Source organism: Micromonospora sp. WMMD730 (assembly GCF_049178955.1).
Taxonomy (GTDB): Bacteria; Actinomycetota; Actinomycetes; order Mycobacteriales; family Micromonosporaceae; genus Micromonospora; species Micromonospora wenchangensis.
Genome location: NZ_JBMHML010000002.1, coordinates 2,200,633 through 2,215,460, shown reverse-complemented (window position 1 = coordinate 2,215,460; position 14,828 = coordinate 2,200,633). Strand labels below are relative to the sequence as shown.

General features: G+C 74.2%; 15 protein-coding genes. 9 read left to right on the top strand and 6 right to left on the bottom strand.

All coding sequences use genetic code 11. From position 1 onward, the window contains the following. Positions 1–111: 111 nt before the first annotated feature. Entirely contained in the window at positions 112–1,164 is a 1,053-nt protein-coding gene (locus ACN265_RS09935; protein WP_421407023.1) for an NAD-dependent epimerase/dehydratase family protein, read from the bottom strand. Between the two features lie 143 nt (positions 1,165–1,307). On the opposite strand from ACN265_RS09935, the gene ACN265_RS09930 reads away from it, so the two are divergent. The 6 genes from ACN265_RS09930 (at position 1,308) to ACN265_RS09905 (ending at position 6,641) form a co-directional block, all read left to right on the top strand. Beyond that, a complete protein-coding gene (locus tag ACN265_RS09930; protein ID WP_204923415.1) occupies positions 1,308–1,967 on the top strand; it encodes a glycosyltransferase family 2 protein in 660 nt (219 codons plus the stop codon). Continuing rightward, entirely contained in the window at positions 1,964–2,641 is a 678-nt protein-coding gene (locus ACN265_RS09925; protein WP_421407022.1) for a TIGR04282 family arsenosugar biosynthesis glycosyltransferase, read from the top strand. The genes ACN265_RS09930 and ACN265_RS09925 overlap by 4 nt, the downstream gene beginning before the upstream one ends. Then, positions 2,638–3,279 (top strand): methyltransferase domain-containing protein, encoded by a 642-nt coding sequence (locus tag ACN265_RS09920; RefSeq protein ID WP_421407020.1) that lies wholly within the window; start codon positions 2,638–2,640, stop codon positions 3,277–3,279. The genes ACN265_RS09925 and ACN265_RS09920 overlap by 4 nt, the downstream gene beginning before the upstream one ends. Continuing rightward, entirely contained in the window at positions 3,276–4,445 is a 1,170-nt protein-coding gene (locus ACN265_RS09915) for a molybdopterin-dependent oxidoreductase (protein WP_421407018.1), read from the top strand. The genes ACN265_RS09920 and ACN265_RS09915 overlap by 4 nt, the downstream gene beginning before the upstream one ends. Further along, complete coding sequence (locus ACN265_RS09910; RefSeq protein WP_420118339.1) at positions 4,442–4,924, top strand: hypothetical protein; 483 nt, start codon at positions 4,442–4,444, stop codon at positions 4,922–4,924. Before ACN265_RS09915 ends, ACN265_RS09910 begins: the two co-directional genes overlap by 4 nt. A gap of 187 nt (positions 4,925–5,111) precedes the next feature. Then, positions 5,112–6,641 (top strand): RICIN domain-containing protein, encoded by a 1,530-nt coding sequence (locus ACN265_RS09905; protein WP_421407016.1) that lies wholly within the window; start codon positions 5,112–5,114, stop codon positions 6,639–6,641. Positions 6,642–6,757: 116 nt separating this feature from the next. Here the strand turns inward: ACN265_RS09905 and ACN265_RS09900 are convergent, their stop codons facing one another. Further along, the gene (locus ACN265_RS09900) at positions 6,758–7,294 is read right to left on the bottom strand and encodes a hypothetical protein (protein ID WP_421407015.1); all 537 of its coding nucleotides are present in this window, start codon (positions 7,292–7,294) and stop codon (positions 6,758–6,760) included. A 58-nt stretch (positions 7,295–7,352) separates the two neighbouring features. After that, positions 7,353–7,727, bottom strand: a complete 375-nt coding sequence (locus ACN265_RS09895) for a UBP-type zinc finger domain-containing protein (RefSeq protein WP_377684442.1) — start codon at positions 7,725–7,727, stop codon at positions 7,353–7,355. 164 nt (positions 7,728–7,891) lie between these two features. Between ACN265_RS09895 and ACN265_RS09890 the strand changes: the two genes are divergently transcribed. Continuing rightward, on the top strand, positions 7,892–8,626 hold the full coding sequence (locus ACN265_RS09890) for an alpha/beta fold hydrolase (RefSeq protein ID WP_421407013.1): 735 nt from the start codon (positions 7,892–7,894) through the stop codon (positions 8,624–8,626). A 216-nt stretch (positions 8,627–8,842) separates the two neighbouring features. Here the strand turns inward: ACN265_RS09890 and ACN265_RS09885 are convergent, their stop codons facing one another. After that, positions 8,843–9,526, bottom strand: coding sequence for an alpha/beta fold hydrolase (locus ACN265_RS09885; protein ID WP_421407011.1), 684 nt, complete (start codon positions 9,524–9,526; stop codon positions 8,843–8,845). 54 nt (positions 9,527–9,580) lie between these two features. Here ACN265_RS09885 and ACN265_RS09880 point away from each other — a divergent pair, with 54 nt between their 5' ends. Continuing rightward, positions 9,581–10,585, top strand: coding sequence for a helix-turn-helix transcriptional regulator (locus tag ACN265_RS09880; RefSeq protein WP_421407009.1), 1,005 nt, complete (start codon positions 9,581–9,583; stop codon positions 10,583–10,585). Here ACN265_RS09880 and ACN265_RS09875 read toward each other — a convergent pair. Further along, positions 10,579–11,622 carry an arabinan endo-1,5-alpha-L-arabinosidase gene (locus ACN265_RS09875; protein ID WP_421407007.1) on the bottom strand — a complete coding sequence of 348 codons (1,044 nt, stop codon included), beginning with the start codon at positions 11,620–11,622 and terminating at the stop codon, positions 10,579–10,581. The two genes, ACN265_RS09880 and ACN265_RS09875, sit on opposite strands and share 7 nt — an antisense overlap. Before the next feature lie 218 nt (positions 11,623–11,840). Between ACN265_RS09875 and ACN265_RS09870 the strand changes: the two genes are divergently transcribed. Next, entirely contained in the window at positions 11,841–14,219 is a 2,379-nt protein-coding gene (locus ACN265_RS09870; protein ID WP_421407005.1) for a HelD family protein, read from the top strand. A gap of 40 nt (positions 14,220–14,259) precedes the next feature. Here ACN265_RS09870 and ACN265_RS09865 read toward each other — a convergent pair whose 3' ends face one another. Beyond that, entirely contained in the window at positions 14,260–14,823 is a 564-nt protein-coding gene (locus tag ACN265_RS09865) for an NADPH-dependent FMN reductase (protein WP_421407003.1), read from the bottom strand. Between the last annotated feature and the right edge of the window lie 5 nt (positions 14,824–14,828).

Below are 14,828 nucleotides of genomic sequence, written 5' to 3'. Positions count from 1 at the left end.
GCGGGCCAGGGCGCGGGCCGCCGTCCGGCTCGCCCCGACGGCCGCCCGCGCGCCCGGGCGGAGCCGGACGGGTGCCGGGCGTCCGGGCCGGACGGTCGCCGGGGGTGCCGCTCACCCGCGCAGCGGGGCGTGCGCGAACTCGGCGATCCCCTCGGCGAGTCCCACGGCGGCCCGGAACCCGAGTTCGGTCTCCGCCCGGGTGGGCGAGGCGACCACGTGCCGCACGTCGCCGAGCCGGAACTCGCCGGTGACCACTGGCGGCGGCCCATCGGCGGCGCGGGCCAGCTCCGTGGCGACGTCCACGATGGTCACCGGCCGGCCGGAGGCCACGTTGTACGCCCGCCAGCCGGTGGCGGTGCCGGTCGCGTCCAGCGCGGCGAGGTTGGCCGCCGCCACGTCACGGACGTGGACGAAGTCGCGGCGCTGCCCGCCGTCCTCGAAGACCCGGGGTGCCCGGCCGGCCTCCAACGCGGACCGGAAGATCGCCGCGACCCCGCTGTACGGGGTGTCGCGGGGCATCCCCGGCCCGTAGACGTTGTGGTACCGCAGCGCCACCACCGCGCCACCGGTCTGTCGCGCCCACGCGGCGGTGAGGTGTTCCTGGGCGGCCTTGCTGGCGGCGTACACGCTGCGCGGGTCCAGCGGATCGTCCTCGTCGACCAGCCCCGGGGTGAGCGTGGCGGCGCAGCGCGGGCAGGTCGGCTCGTACCGCCCGGCGGCCAGGTCGGCGACGGTACGCGGCGCGGGGCGCACCGGACCGTGCCCGGCGCACGCGTACGCGCCCTCGCCGTAGACCACCATGGAGCTGGCCAGCACCAGTCGGTGCACGCCCGCCCGGGCCATCGCGGCGAGCAGCACGGCGGTGCCGAGGTCGTTGCAGCCGACGTACTCGGGCAGGTCGTCGAGGTCGACGCCGAGGCCCACCATGGCGGCCTGGTGCACCACCGCGTCGACCCCGTCGGCCAGGACGGCGGCGAGGGCCGGGCGGTCCCGGACGTCGAGCCGGACGAGCGGCGCGCCCGCCACGGTGTCCGGCAACGGTCCGCGGTGCGCGCCGGGGTGGCCGGAGTCCACCACGGTCACCCGGTGGCCGGCATCGTGCAGGGCGGTCACCACATGGGTGCCGATGAAACCGGCGCCGCCGGTGACGAGTACGTGGGTCACCCGCCGACGGTAGGGCCGGTGACCGCCGTCGTACGCCGGCCGCGACCAGCCGTCAGTGGTTCGTAAGAACTGCGCGGCGGCCGGGGATTCCGTCATCGTCAGGTAAGAACTTCCGGGCGGCTGGTGCCCTAGCGTCGCGCAGCATGACCGATGTGGTTCTTCCCTGCCGCGACGAGGCCCCGGCCCTGCCCGACCTGCTGGCCCGGATGCCGGCCGGCTACCGGCCGATCGTGGTGGACAACGGCTCGACCGACGGGTCGGCGGCGGTGGCCCGGGCCTGCGGGGCCGAGGTGATCAGCGTGGCCGAGCCCGGGTACGGCGCGGCCGTGCACGCCGGGGTGCTGGCGGCCGACCCGGTCGACGGGGTGGTGTGCGTGCTGGACGCCGACGGGTCGTTCGACCCGGCGCAGCTTCCCCTGCTGGCCGATCCGGTCCGGTCCGGCGCGGCGCACCTGGGCACCGGCCGGCGTCGGCCGACGGGACGTGGGGTGTGGCCGTGGCACGCCCGGGTCGGCAACGCCGTGCTGGCCCACCGGCTGCGCCGCACCACCGGCCTCGACGTGCACGACATCGGGCCGATCCGGGCCGTCCGCCGCGACGACCTGCTGGCGTTGGGGTTGCGGGACCGCCGCTTCGGTTACCCGCTGGAGCTGCTGATCGCGGCCGGCCGGGCGGGCTGGCGGGTGGTGGAGGTCGACGTCGACTACCACCCCCGGGCGGCCGGCACCCGGTCGAAGGTGACCGGCACCGTGCTCGGCACCGCCCGCGCCGTGCGGGACATGGGCACGGTGCTGGCCCGGTGAACGTCCACCGTCCACCGACCGCCCTGCGGGTGCTGGTGCTGGCCAAGACGCCGGTGCCCGGCCGGGTCAAGACGCGGCTCTGCCCGCCCTGTACGCCCGTGCAGGCCGCCCGGGTCGCCGCGGCGGCCCTGGCCGACACCCTCGACGCCGTCGCCACGGCCACCGTCGACGCCCGGGTGCTGGTCGTCGACGGTGACCTGCCGGCCCCGATGGGCTGGACGCGGCTCGCCCAGCGGGGTGGCCCGCTCGCCGACCGGCTCGCCCACGCGTTCGTCGACACCCGTACGGCGGGCGCGGCGACCCTGCTGGTCGGCATGGACACCCCGCAGCTCACCGCCGCGCACCTGGACACCGCGCGGGACCTGCTCGGCCGGGCGGACGGGCCGGACGCGGTGCTCGGGCCGGCCGAGGACGGCGGTTGGTGGACGCTGGGGCTGCGCGATCCCGGCCACGCCACCGTGCTGCGGACGGTGCCCACCTCGGTGGCGAGTACCGGCGCGCGCACCCTGGCCGCGTTGCGCCGCCGGGGCCTGCGGGTGCACCTGCTGCCCCGGCTGCGGGACGTGGACACCGCCGTCGACGCCCACGCGGTGGCGGCGCTGTGCCCACCGGGCAGCCGGTTCGCCCGCGCGGTCGCCGTCGACGTCCCGTCGTCCACGGCGGTGGCCGGATGAACGCGGTGGCGCTGTTCGACGCCGCGTTCGACCGGGCCGCGTCGGGTGTCCCCGCCGCGTTCACCGCCCGGCATCCCAGCGGCGGGGTGCTGCGGTTCGACCCGGCGCTCTGGTGCCGGGACGCCGTCGCCGGGGACGCGTCGCTGCTGGCCCGTTGCACCGGGCCGACCCTCGACGTCGGGTGTGGACCGGGCCGGCTCGCCAGCGCGCTGATCGACGCCGGGCGGCCCGCGCTCGGCATCGACGTCAGCGCCACCGCCGTCCGGTTGGCCCGGCGGCGCGGCGCGGTGGCCCTGCGCCGGGACGTGTTCGGGCCGGTGCCGGGGGCCGGGCGGTGGCGGCACCTGCTGCTGGCCGACGGCAACGTGGGCATCGGCGGCGACCCGGACCGGCTGCTGCGCCGGTGCCGCCGGCTGCTGGCCGCCGACGGTCGGCTGCACGTCGAGTGCGCGCCGCCGGGAACGCCGGCCTGGTCCGGTACGGCCACGGTGCGGACGCCGGACGGTGCGGACGGCCCGTTGCCCTGGGCCTGCGTACCCCTGGACGGTCTGTCGACGCTGGCCGGACAGGCGGCGCTGCGGGTGCGCGACACCTGGACCGAGGCGGGCCGGTGGTTCGCCACCCTCGGCCCCCGGTGAGCGGCCGTACGCCGGTGCTGCGGCGGCCCGCCCGACGGTGGTCGGTACCAGCCCCCGACCGGTTCCCGTCGCCGCTGCGGTCGACCCGGCTGACCAGCCAGCTCGGCGTCGCGCTCGGGGTGACGTTCGCCGTGTGTTTCCTCACCGGGCTGCTCAGCCACCTGATCCAGCATCCGCCGGGCTGGTTGCGGTGGCCGGCGCGGCCGGTGGGGCTCTACCGGTTCACCCAGGGGCTGCACGTGGCGACCGGGCTGGCCACGGTGCCGCTGCTCGGGGCCAAGCTGTGGTCGGTCTACCACCACCTGTTCCGCTGGCCGCCGGTGCGGTCGGTCGCGCACGCGCTCGAACGCGCGAGCGTCGGTGTGCTGGTCGCCGCGGCCCTGTTCGAGGTCGTCGGCGGGGTGTTGAACGTCGCCCGCTGGTACGCGCCGATGCCGTTCTTCTTCACCGCCGGGCACTACCGGGTGGCGTGGCTGGTGGTGGGTGCGCTGCTGGTGCACGTCGGCGTGCAGTTGCCGGCGGTCCGGGCCGCGCTGGCCCGCCCGGGCGTCGAGTCGCCGCAGGAGCGGCTCAGCCGGCGCGGGCTGCTCGCCGGGGTGGCCGCCGCGGCCGGCCTGATCACCCTGACCACGGTCGGGCAGACCGTCCGGCCGCTGTCCGGCCTGGCGGTGCTCGCCCCGCGCCGGCCGGACGTCGGCCCGCAGGGGCTGCCGGTGAACCGGACCGCCCGCCGGGCCGGGGTGGACGTCGGGGATCCGGCGTACCGGCTGGTGGTCGACGGTCCGGGCGGGCGGGTCGCGTTGGATCTCGCCGCCCTGCACGCCCTGCCGCAGCACACCGCCGACCTGCCGATCGCCTGTGTGGAGGGGTGGAGTGCGACCGGGCGGTGGACGGGGGTGCGGCTGCGGGACCTGGTCGCGCTGGTCGGGGCGGACCCGGACCGGGCGAGCGTCCGCGTCGAGTCGTTGGAGGCGGCCGGCCGCTACCGGGCGTCGACGGTCGGCCCGGCGCACGTGGGTGACCCGGCGACGCTGATCGCGTTGCGACTGGGCGGGGAACCCCTGCATCCCGACCACGGCTACCCGGCCCGGTTGATCGCGCCGAACCGGCCGGGCGTGCTCCAGACCAAGTGGGTCGGCCGGCTCGTCGTGCGGGAGGCGGGGTGAGGACCCGGGTGGTGCTCGTCGCGGCCGGCACCCTGCTCATCGGGTACGCCGTGGCGGGCGCGCTGACCGACCCGGAGCTGGCCCCGGCGGGGGTGCTGGTGTTCCTGGCCGGGGTGCTGGTCGGGCACGACCTCGTCTGGATGGCCGGGGTGCTGGCCGTCGGGGCGCTGCTCGCCCGGTTCGTCCCGCGCCGGCACCGGCCGGTGGTGCGGGCCGGGGTCGTCGGTGCCGCCGCGCTCACCGTCGTGGCGCTGCCGCTGGTGCTGGGCTTCGGTCGGCCGCCGGACGACCCTTCGGTGCTGCCGCTGCCGTACGGCCGCAACCTCGCCGTGGTGCTGCTGCTCGTCGCCGCCGCGACGGCGGTGGGCTGCCTGCCGGTGGAGCTGCGGCACCGTCGGCGCACGGCCGGTCGGGACGGGGCGGGGGCGAGGTCGCGGGCCGACGACGCGAGCACGCCAGGGCGTGTCGATCCACCGTGACCGGGTGCCGCCCGACGACGACACCACCCCACATCAAACGATGCTGGTCGATTATTGACACCCCGGAAACGATCGCTGAGACTTGTCTGCAACACGCAGGCAACAATCAGGGCACCGGTCGCGACGCACCAATGTTAGCGCTAACAGCGATCTCGGCGCGATGTCCCGACCAGAGAGGCCCGATCACGTGACCGACCACTCCCCGACCCGGATCACGTCGCCCTCAGCGGCGTCGCGGCGACACCGTCCGCTCCGCCGGCTGCTGGTCACGCTGGCCGCCGTGGCGACCGCGATGGTCGGCGGCGCGGTCGTCGTGTCGTCCCCGGCCACCGCCGCCACCAGCCAGTTCCGTGGCATGAACTGGGCCGTGCTGGGCGACAACTTCAGCACCGGCCCGCTCGTCGTGCAGGGCCTCAGCGCCTCCGACAGCAACGCGACGGTACGGGCCAAGGCCAACGCCCTCTACGACGACATGGCCGCCACCATGGGGATCAACACCGTCCGGCTGCCGATCAACACGCACACGGTCGGGACGGCGTGGTGGGAGGCGTACCGGGGGGCCATCGACGCCGCCACCGCACGCGGGTTCAAGGTCATCCTGGCGTACTGGGAGGACGGCGCGGCCTCCGGTGGCCGGATCACCAACCTCGCTGCCTGGAACGCGATGTGGTCCACGGTGACCAACACGTACGGCACCAACCCCAACGTCTACTTCGAACCGATGAACGAGCCGCACGGCTACAGCTCGGCGGACTGGCGCAACGTCGCGGCGAACTGGCTCAGCTCCCACCCCTCGGCGCCGCCCGGCCGGGTGCTCATCGGCGGCACCGGCTTCAGCCAGGACCTGCGGGACATCTGCAACGACAGCCGGTTCAACGCGACGCTGCTCTCCTTCCACCACTACGCGTTCTTCTACGGCGAGATGAGCTACGACGCCTTCCGCAGCCACATCCAGACCCGCCTGGGCAACTGCGCCTCCCGCGCCGTCGCCACCGAGTGGGGCGCGCCGATGAACGACGGCCGCAACTACGCCGACGCCAACAGCACCGACAACTTCGTCCGGCACATCCGGGCCATGGCCCAGGTGATGCGGGACAACCAGATGGGCGGCACCTACTGGCCCGCCCTCGGCGGCAAGCCCGGCACCATCGGCTACGACTGGTACTCGATGTACGCGCTCAGCGGCAGCGGCACCGACCTCAACCTGAGCATCCGCAACCCCTCCGGGTCCGACCGGGTCCGCTACGGGTGGGGCGACACCGTCGGCGACGGCCCCACCACGCCGCCTCCGAGCACCGGAACGTACTACCGGCTCACCGTGCGGCACAGCGGCAAGGCGATGGACGTCCAGCAGCCGAACACCGACAACGGCGCGCGGGTCGGCCAGTACACCTACGCCGGCAACGCCTGGCAGCAGTGGCAGTTCGTCGACGCGGGCAGCGGCTGGTGGCGGCTGGTCAGCCGGCACAGCGGAAAGTGCCTCGACGTGACCAGCGCCTCCACCGCCGACGGCGCCGAACTCATCCAGTACACCTGCGGCAGCGGCACCAACCAGCAGTTCCAGATGGTCACCAACGGCAGCTACTTCCAGCTGCGGGCCCGGCACAGCAACAAGTGCGTGGACGTGCCGGCCTCGTCGACCGCCGACGGCCAGGTGCTCAAGCAGTACACCTGCAACACCGGCGCCAACCAGCAGTGGTCCCGCACGGCCGTCTGACGCCCCGCCCCGCCCCGACCCGGCCACCGCACCGACCCGCGCACCCGAGCGGTCGGTGCGGTGGCCGGGTGTCGGGTCTCCCCTGGACGGGTGATCCGCGATCGCGGGGGCAGGCCCTACGGGGCGGGCCGGCTGCCGGCGGCGGGGTCGGGCAGGCGGCGGGACAACTCGCGCCGCAGCAGGTCACGGCCGGGGCTCAGGTAGACCAGGGGAACCCGGATCTCGTACGGCCGGCTCTGCCCGGCGACCGCCCACTCCCACCGGGCCAGCGGGGGTACGGTCCGGTCCGGGTCGGCCGGCTCGATCACCAGGACCGGGTACAGCCACCCCGTGATCTCGGCGCGGGCGACGTTCGGCCACCCGACGACCAGGGTGCGCTCCCCCGGGCCGGTCACCTCGAGATGGTCCGGGGTGAGCCGCAGCGGCAGCCGGGGCTGGTGACCGGTGGACGACGGACGAGCCGCCCCGCGCAGGAGCCCGAGGGCCAGAATCCACCCCGGAATCCACAGCCCGTCCCACCACGGGTCACCGGTGGCCAGGTTGACCACCGCCACCACCAGCACCGCCGTCGGCAGGCCCGCCGCCAGGAGGGCGACCTGACGCCTGCGGGAGCGCCGGAACTCGATGGCGGGCGGTCCGTCGGCGGCGGTCACCGCAGTGACCTGCCCGGCAGGTAACCGGGCTAAACGGGCCGTCCCGCCGGCGTGCCCGTCAGTGCAGCCGACGCTTCCAGTCCTCCGGTACCCGGCCCTCGGGGCCGGGGGCCGGCTGGTCGGACGGACGCGACTGCGGCGGGGCCAGCTCCGGGCCGTGCGGGTGGAACTGGTCGGCCGGGTAGTCCCAGAACCAGTCCTCGCCGGGTTCGAAGCTCTGCACCACCGGATGCCCCTCGCCGGTGGCGTGCGCCGTGGCGTGCTGGCCCGGCGACGAGTCGCAGCAGCCGACGTGGCCGCAGGCCGCGCAGCGGCGCAGGTGGAACCACCATCCGCCGGACGACTCGCACTCGACGCAGCCGGGGCCGCTGGGCGGGGTGGCCGGATTGATCCCGACCGTGGTCGCGGTGAGCGGCTCGGGTTGATCCTGCACGCGGTGCTCCTCTCGACTCGCCGGCCACGGTACCCGGACCGCCGGCCCGGCGTCCCACCCCCGTTACCCCGGCCGGGTGAGCCGGCCGCCCGGGGCACGACGTGGCGCGGCGACGACCGCAGAATGGAACGGACATCCGCGCCACTGTCCGGAGGTACCCGGCAATGTCCATCACCACCGCACGGCCCGGCACCCCGACGGTCGTCCTCGTCCACGGCGCGTTCGCCGAGTCGGCGAGCTGGGCCGGGGTGATCGCCGCCCTGGTCGACCAGGGCTATCCCGCGGTGGCGGTGGCCAACCCGCTGCGTGGTGTCCGGCACGACGCCGACTACCTGCGCGCCGTGCTCACCGGGATCGACGGGCCTGTGCTGCTCGTGGGCCACTCCTACGGCGGCATGGTGATCTCCAACGTGCCGGTGGCGGGCACGGGCGTCACCGCGCTGGTCTACGTCGGGGCGTTCGCGCCCCTGGCCGGGGAGAGCGCCGCCGACCTGGCCGGCCGGTTCCCCGGCAGCACCCTGGGCGACACGCTGGCCGCGGTGACGCTGCCCGACGGGGCGACCGACCTCTACATCCGGCAGGACCGCTACCACCAGCAGTTCGCCGCCGACTCGACGGCGGCGCAGGCCGCGGTGATGGCGGTGACCCAGCGGCCGATCACCGAGGCGGCGCTGGGCGAGCCGTCCGGGGAGCCGGCCTGGCAGGCGCTGCCGTCCTGGTTCCTGTTCGGCAGCGAGGATCTCAACATCCCGGTGGCGGCCCACCGGTTCATGGCCGAGCGGGCCGGCTCCCGGCGGACGGTGGAGGTGCCCGGCGGTTCGCACACCGTGGCCATCCCGGAGGCGGGCATGCTGGTCGACCTCATCCGCGAGGCCGCCGCGGCGACCACCACGCCCTGACCGCCCGACCGGCCGGCCCGGTGGACGCCACGGGGTGCCGCTGCGGGGCCGCCGACCGACGCCGGCGACCCCGGGCGGGCCGGCCCCGGCGGTGATCCCGCGCGCCCCACCGGGCACCGGTCACCCGACCGCACCGGTGCGCCCCCGTTCACCGTCGCCCGGTGCCGCCGGGTCACCGTCGCGCCGGCAGGGTCCGCCGGGTGCGCGCCGGACCCGTCAGAGGTCGGCCAGGATGCCGGCCAGTTCGACCGGCCGGCTGAGCATCGGCCAGTGCCCGGAGTCGATGTCGACCAGGTCGACGCGCCGGGCCTTGGCGAGTTCCGGCAGGTCACCGGCGTCGATCAGGGCCTGCGCCTGGGCCGGGGAGAACTCGGGGCAGACCAGCGCGACCGGCACCTCGTACCGCCGGGTGTCGGTCAGCCGGACGGTCCCCCGGGCGACCTGCTCGGGCACCGGGACGGCGGCGGCGGCGAACTCCCGCCGGGCCCGGTCGTCGAGGTCGGCCGCGTCCGGGCCCTCGAAGGGCGCCCAGCCGGGGAAGGGCATCACGCCTTCCTCGATCGGGAAGAAGTCGGCATAGGAGTCCCCGTCCGCCGGTGGGAACCCGCCGATCAGCACGACCCTGCTCACCGTGGAGGGCCGGGCGTCGGCGGCCAGCCAGGCCAGGGAGCAGGCGGCCGAGTGCCCCACCACCACCGACCCGCCCGGTGCCGCGTCGACGGCGGCCAGTACCGCGTCGAGCTGGTCGTCGAGCGTCGCCGTGGTGTTCCCGTCCCCCTGGCCGGGCAGGCGTACCGCCACCGCGTGGCGGCCGCGCGTCGCCAGTTCGGCCACCACGCCGTCCCACACCGGGGCGTCGAGCCAGAGACCACCGACGAGGACGATTTGTTCATCCGTCATACGGGTCAACCTAGAGCCGGTTCCGGACGTTTTCCTTCCGGTACCGTCCGTGGCGTGGAGAACGTCAGCCCCACCGCCCGCGCCCTGCGGACGCTCGACATCCTGCGCGACCGGCCCGGCACGACGGCCGCCCAGCTCGCCGCGGGCCTCGGCGTGACCGAGCGCGCCGCGCGCCGCTACGTCGAGGTCCTCCGGGAGGCCGGTATCCCGGTCGAGTCCGTCCGGGGGCCGTACGGGGGTTACCGGCTCGGCCGGGGTGCGCGGCTGCCGGCCGTCGTGTTCACCCAGGAGCAGGTCCTCGGCCTGGTGATGGCCGTGCTCGACGGACAGCCGGCCGCGATCGACGCCGACGGGCTGGTCGGCGCCGCGTTGAGCAAACTCATCCGGGCACTGCCCGACAACGTCGGACGGCAGGCGGCGGCGCTGCGCACGTACGCGGCGGCCGCCGCCGACCGGCGGGCGGTGCACGCCGACCCGATCACGACCAGCGCGCTGGTCACGGCCGTGGCCGACCGTCGCCGGGTGGCCGTCGGCTACACCGCCGAGAGCGGCACGTCGTGGGAGGTCGAGGTCGACCCGTGGGCGGTGGTGGTGCGCCACGGCCGCTGGTACCTGCTGTGCCACTCGCACCGGGCGGACGCCGTCCGCACGTACCGGATCGACCGGATCGGGGCGGTGCGGCACCTGCCGCAGCCGTTCACTCCGCCCGCCGACCTCGACCCCGTCGCCACCCTGGAGGCGCACCTGGGCTCCGGGTGGAGGTACCCGACCCGGGTGGTGTTCCACGAGCCCTACGAGCGGGTGGCCCCCTGGGTCGGGCCGACGATGGGTCGGCTGGAGCCCGCCGGCGAGCGCTGCGTGCTCACCGGCAGCACCACCAACACCCGGATGTACGCCGGGGAGTGGCTGGCCGCCGTCCCGTTCGGGTTCACCGTGGAGGAGGGGCCCGAACTGCGGGCCGCGGTGGCCGCGCTCGCCGCCCGCCTCACCGCCGCCGTGGCCGACGACCCTGGACCGGCGGCGGCGCGGTCGGAGGACGAACCCCGCCCCGGTCAGTAGACGAAAGGCCAGCCGGCGGTGTCGTAGCCGAGCAGGTTGATGCCGAGCAGCGACGTGCCGTTGTCGGCGTAGTAGTGGTAGACGAGGACCTCGGCGTCGGTGTCGGTGAACACCGCCTGGTGCCCGGGCCCGTGGATGCTGCCGTGCCCGGCGAGCACCTGGGTGCCACCGCCGGCGGTCATCGCCACCCCGTTGCGGTCGACGTACGGGCCGGTGACCGAGGTGGACCTGCCCACCATGATCCGGTAGGTGCTCGCCGCGCCCTGGCAGCACCTGTCGAACGACACCCACAGGTAGTAGTAGTTGCCGTGCCGCACGATCACGGGGGCCTCGATGGCGCCCCCGTTGCGGCCCGCGATGCTGAGCACGGTCGTGTCGGAGCGTTTCCCGGTGGCCGGGTTCAGCGCCACCATCTTGATGCCGGACCAGAACGACCCGAAGCTGAGCCACCACCTGCCGGTGGCGTCGACCACCAGGTTGGGGTCGATCGCGTTGAAGTTGTCCGAGGTCCGCGACTCGATCACCAGACCCTGGTTGGTCCAGCTGCCCGACGCCCCGGTGGTGCTCGTGGCCAGGAAGATCGCCGACCGGTTGGAGCCGAATGTCGAGGCCGAGTAGTACAGCCAGTACCGGCCGTCGCGGTAGGTCAGGTCCGGCGCCCACAGGTTGCGACTGCCCCCGGTGTACGTCGTCGTCCACGGCGCGCCGCCGGGGAACACCGTTCCCGCGTTGCGGAACGCGACCCGGTCGGTGGAGGTCTTGAGCGCGATGTTGTCGCCGGTGTGCGCCAGCAGGTAGCCGCCACCGGGGCGGATCACGACCGTCGGGTCGTGCACCCCGACGTCGCCGGTGACCCGACCCGGGCCGGGGTAGGACGCGGGCGGCGTGGTGGGGGTCGCCGCCACCCGGGGCGCGGCCGTCGACGCCGACGGTGATCCTCCGGCGATGCCGGCGGCCACCAGCACGACCGACAGGCAGACCGACGCCAGCCGGCGGAGGGTGGACGGATTCTGTACGGAGGCGAACGAAGTGGTCACGACAGTTCCCTGGGTCGGGCGTCGGGCAGCGTGATGCCGACGCGACGAGACGTCGACAAAAATGTCGAGATCATTGCATTCGTGTTTTCCCCGAAGTTAACGCAGACATCGAAGCATGTCAACGCCTAGCGCTGCCGCTCCCCGCCTGCCGACGCTCCCGGACGAACCGGCCCGGCAGGCCCCGCACCACGGTGTCGACAACCGCCCAAGCAGGGATCTTGCCACCGGCGTCCGCCCCCGGACAGGGCGGCACGATCCGCCAGGATGGAACAGGGCCACAATCGGCAAGGAACTGCCAGGTATTGAGATGCTCATCTCCGCCGACAGCATCGGGGCGCGACGAGGAGACAGCGACCCTATGCTTGTCGCCGGAATGCCTGCGGCCGGTCGGGTGGCAGGAAAAGCACCAGTCCGAGGATCTGCGAATGCGTCGGAAATCTGCTCTGGACAATGGCATCGCCGACGTCACCACGGCAATTACCCGCAGTGGAACGTCAACCTTCCCCGCAGCGGACACCGCGCGCCGATCCGCGGTCGCCGAGGAACAGCAGTTTCTCGACTCGGCCATGGCCCGGCGCGACAGCCTCGTCGACCACCTGCAGGCCGAGCTTTCCTCAGCCGCCCTGGACGTGTTGGAACGGGCGCGGCTGCGCATGCTCCGCCAGCAGTTCGAGCAGCTGCGGCAGGCGCAGGAACGGTTGGTCTTCGGCCGCCTCGACGGTCTTGACGGCACCGTGCGGCACGTGGGCCGGGTCGGCCTGCGCAACGACGACGAGGACGGTGAGCCGCTGCTGCTGGACTGGCGCGCTCCAGCGGCCCGGCCGTTCTACACCGCGACGGCTGTCGACCCGCAGGGGCAGGCGCGGCGTCGGCACATCCGCACGACGGGACCGGTGGTCGTCGGGGTGGACGACGAGCCGCTGGACGGGACCATGACAGCGGAACTCGTCGGTGAGGGCGCACTGCTGGCCGCCCTGGACCAGCGGCGCACCGGTCACATGTCGGCAGCGATCTCCACGCTGCAACGCGAACAGGACGACATCATCCGGGCGGAGGCGACCGGCCCGCTGATCGTGCAGGGCGGTCCCGGCACCGGCAAGACGGTGGTGGCCCTGCACCGCGTCGCCTATCTGCTGTTCGCCCACTCGACAATGGCCGAGCAGGCGGTCCTGGTCCTCGGTCCCTCCCCGCGGTTCCTCCGGTACATCGCCCAGGTGCTGCCCGCGCTCGGTGAGACCGCCGTCGTCTCGGCGACCTGCGACACCCTGCTGCCCGACATCCGCGTGGGCCGCGACGAGAGCCGCACTCTCGCCGAGATCAAGGGCCGCGCCCTGTGGCAGGCCGCGCTCGAGAACTACGTCGGCTCGCTGTTCCCCCGGCCCCGTGAGCTGAAGCTACGCTGGGAGGGCGAGTTCTACGTCATCCCCGCCGGGACGGTCGCCCAGATACTCGCCTCGGTGCGGGGACGTCCCTATCACCGGGCCCGCGAGGCGTGCGCCGAACAGCTGCACCACCTCCTGACCGAAGCCGTCGTCGATCAACGCGAGGCGCTGATGCACGCGATGGAGGAGGGCTTCGAGGACATCCTCGCCCGCGTCGACCGGAGCATGGAGCATGACCACCGGCCCGGAGGTGGGCCCACCGGCAGTGACGTCGACGGGCTGCTCTCCGAGGAGGAGATCGACATTCTCCGGGGTCGGATCGGGGAGAACGCGACCATTGCCCGGTTCGTCGAGGCCTGGTGGCACACCCTCGACGCCGAAGAGCTGGTGAGGAATCTCCTGACCGACCCCGCCCTGCTCGCCCGCTTCGTTCCCCAGTTGTCCGCAGCGGAGATCACCGCCGTATCGACCGAGCCCGCCGCACCGTGGGCTTCGAGCGACATCCCCCTGCTCGACGCCGTCGCCGACCTGCTGGGCGAAACCGAGGCCCCGCCACCGCAGGGCGATTTCGTCGCCGACCACGCCCGCCGGCAGCGCGGCTGGGTGTATGGCCACGTCGTCATCGACGAGGCGCAGGAGCTGTCCGAGATGCAGTGGCAGATGGTGCTACGGCGTTGTCCCAGTCGATCCGTCACGGCGGCCGGCGACATCGATCAGACGGAGGCGGCGCACCGGCACACCACCTGGGCACAGGCGGTACGGGCAGCTTTCGGCGAGCGGTGGACCGCGGCGGAACTCACCATCTGTTACCGCACCCCGCGCGAGGTCATGGACCTCACCGGGCCCGTCCTGAAGCAGGCCGGTAGCCACAACTCCCCGCCCCGGGCGGTGCGTTCCTGCGGCATCGACCCCTGGGTGCGCACGGTCGCCCCGGCGGAGCTTGCCGCCGCCGCTGCCCGGGCGGTGCGGCAGTTGCAGCAACGGTGGCACGGCGGCACGGTGGGCGTCATCGCCCCCGCCGACCGCATCGCCGAACTCCACGCCGTACTGGGTGACGTACCGGTGCTCACCGCGGTCCAGGCCAAGGGACTGGAATGGGATGCGGCGCTCCTCGTCGACCCCCAGGGCATCGCCGCCGGGCCGCGCGGATGGAACGGCCTCTACGTCGCGCTCACCCGATGCACCCAGGAACTCGGACAGCTGGTTCTCGCGTAGCGGGAATCTGCGGGTGTGCCGCCGTCCCCCCGGCGGCCGGTCACCGCTGGCGCACCGTGGCCAGGGCACCACCCCAGGCCGTCACCTCGTCGAGCATCCGGTGCAGGACGTCCACCTGGTTGCCGGTGGGCCGCACCTCGCCGTCGGCGTCGAACTCGGCGAAGCAGTGCAGGCCGACCTGGTCGCGGACGTCGGCGACGTGCACTTCGGCCAGCACCAGCCGCAGGTGCTCGACGGCCCGGGTACCGCCGTTGAGGCCGTACCCGACGAAACCCGCCGACTTGTGGTGCCACTCGGTGTAGAGGTAGTCGATCGCGTTCTTCAGCACGCCGGGATAGGAGTGGTTGTACTCCGGCGTGACGAAGACGTACCCGTCGTAGGACGCGACGGTCTCGGCCCAGCGGCGGGTGTGCGCGGCGGTGTAGTGCTCGGGGCCCATGGCGGCCGGGACCGGCTCGTCGAGGTGCGGCAGGTCGTGGTCGGCCAGGTCGACGACCTCGTAGACCGCGTCGCCCCGCTCGGCGGCCAGCCGGTGGACCCAGCGGGCCACCGCCGCGCCCCGTCGTCCCGGTCGGGTGCTGCCGATGATGATGGCGGTACGCATGAGAT

Excerpts from the sequence above, each read along its gene's own strand:
- ACN265_RS09930 (WP_204923415.1), top strand. The coding sequence starts at position 1,308 with ATGACCGATGTGGTTCTTCCCTGCCGCGACGAGGCCCCGGCCCTGCCC.
- ACN265_RS09920 (WP_421407020.1), top strand. The coding sequence starts at position 2,638 with ATGAACGCGGTGGCGCTGTTCGACGCCGCGTTCGACCGGGCCGCGTCG.
- ACN265_RS09890 (WP_421407013.1), top strand. The coding sequence starts at position 7,892 with ATGTCCATCACCACCGCACGGCCCGGCACCCCGACGGTCGTCCTCGTC.
- ACN265_RS09885 (WP_421407011.1), bottom strand. The coding sequence starts at position 9,526 with ATGACGGATGAACAAATCGTCCTCGTCGGTGGTCTCTGGCTCGACGCC.
- ACN265_RS09865 (WP_421407003.1), bottom strand. The coding sequence starts at position 14,823 with ATGCGTACCGCCATCATCATCGGCAGCACCCGACCGGGACGACGGGGC.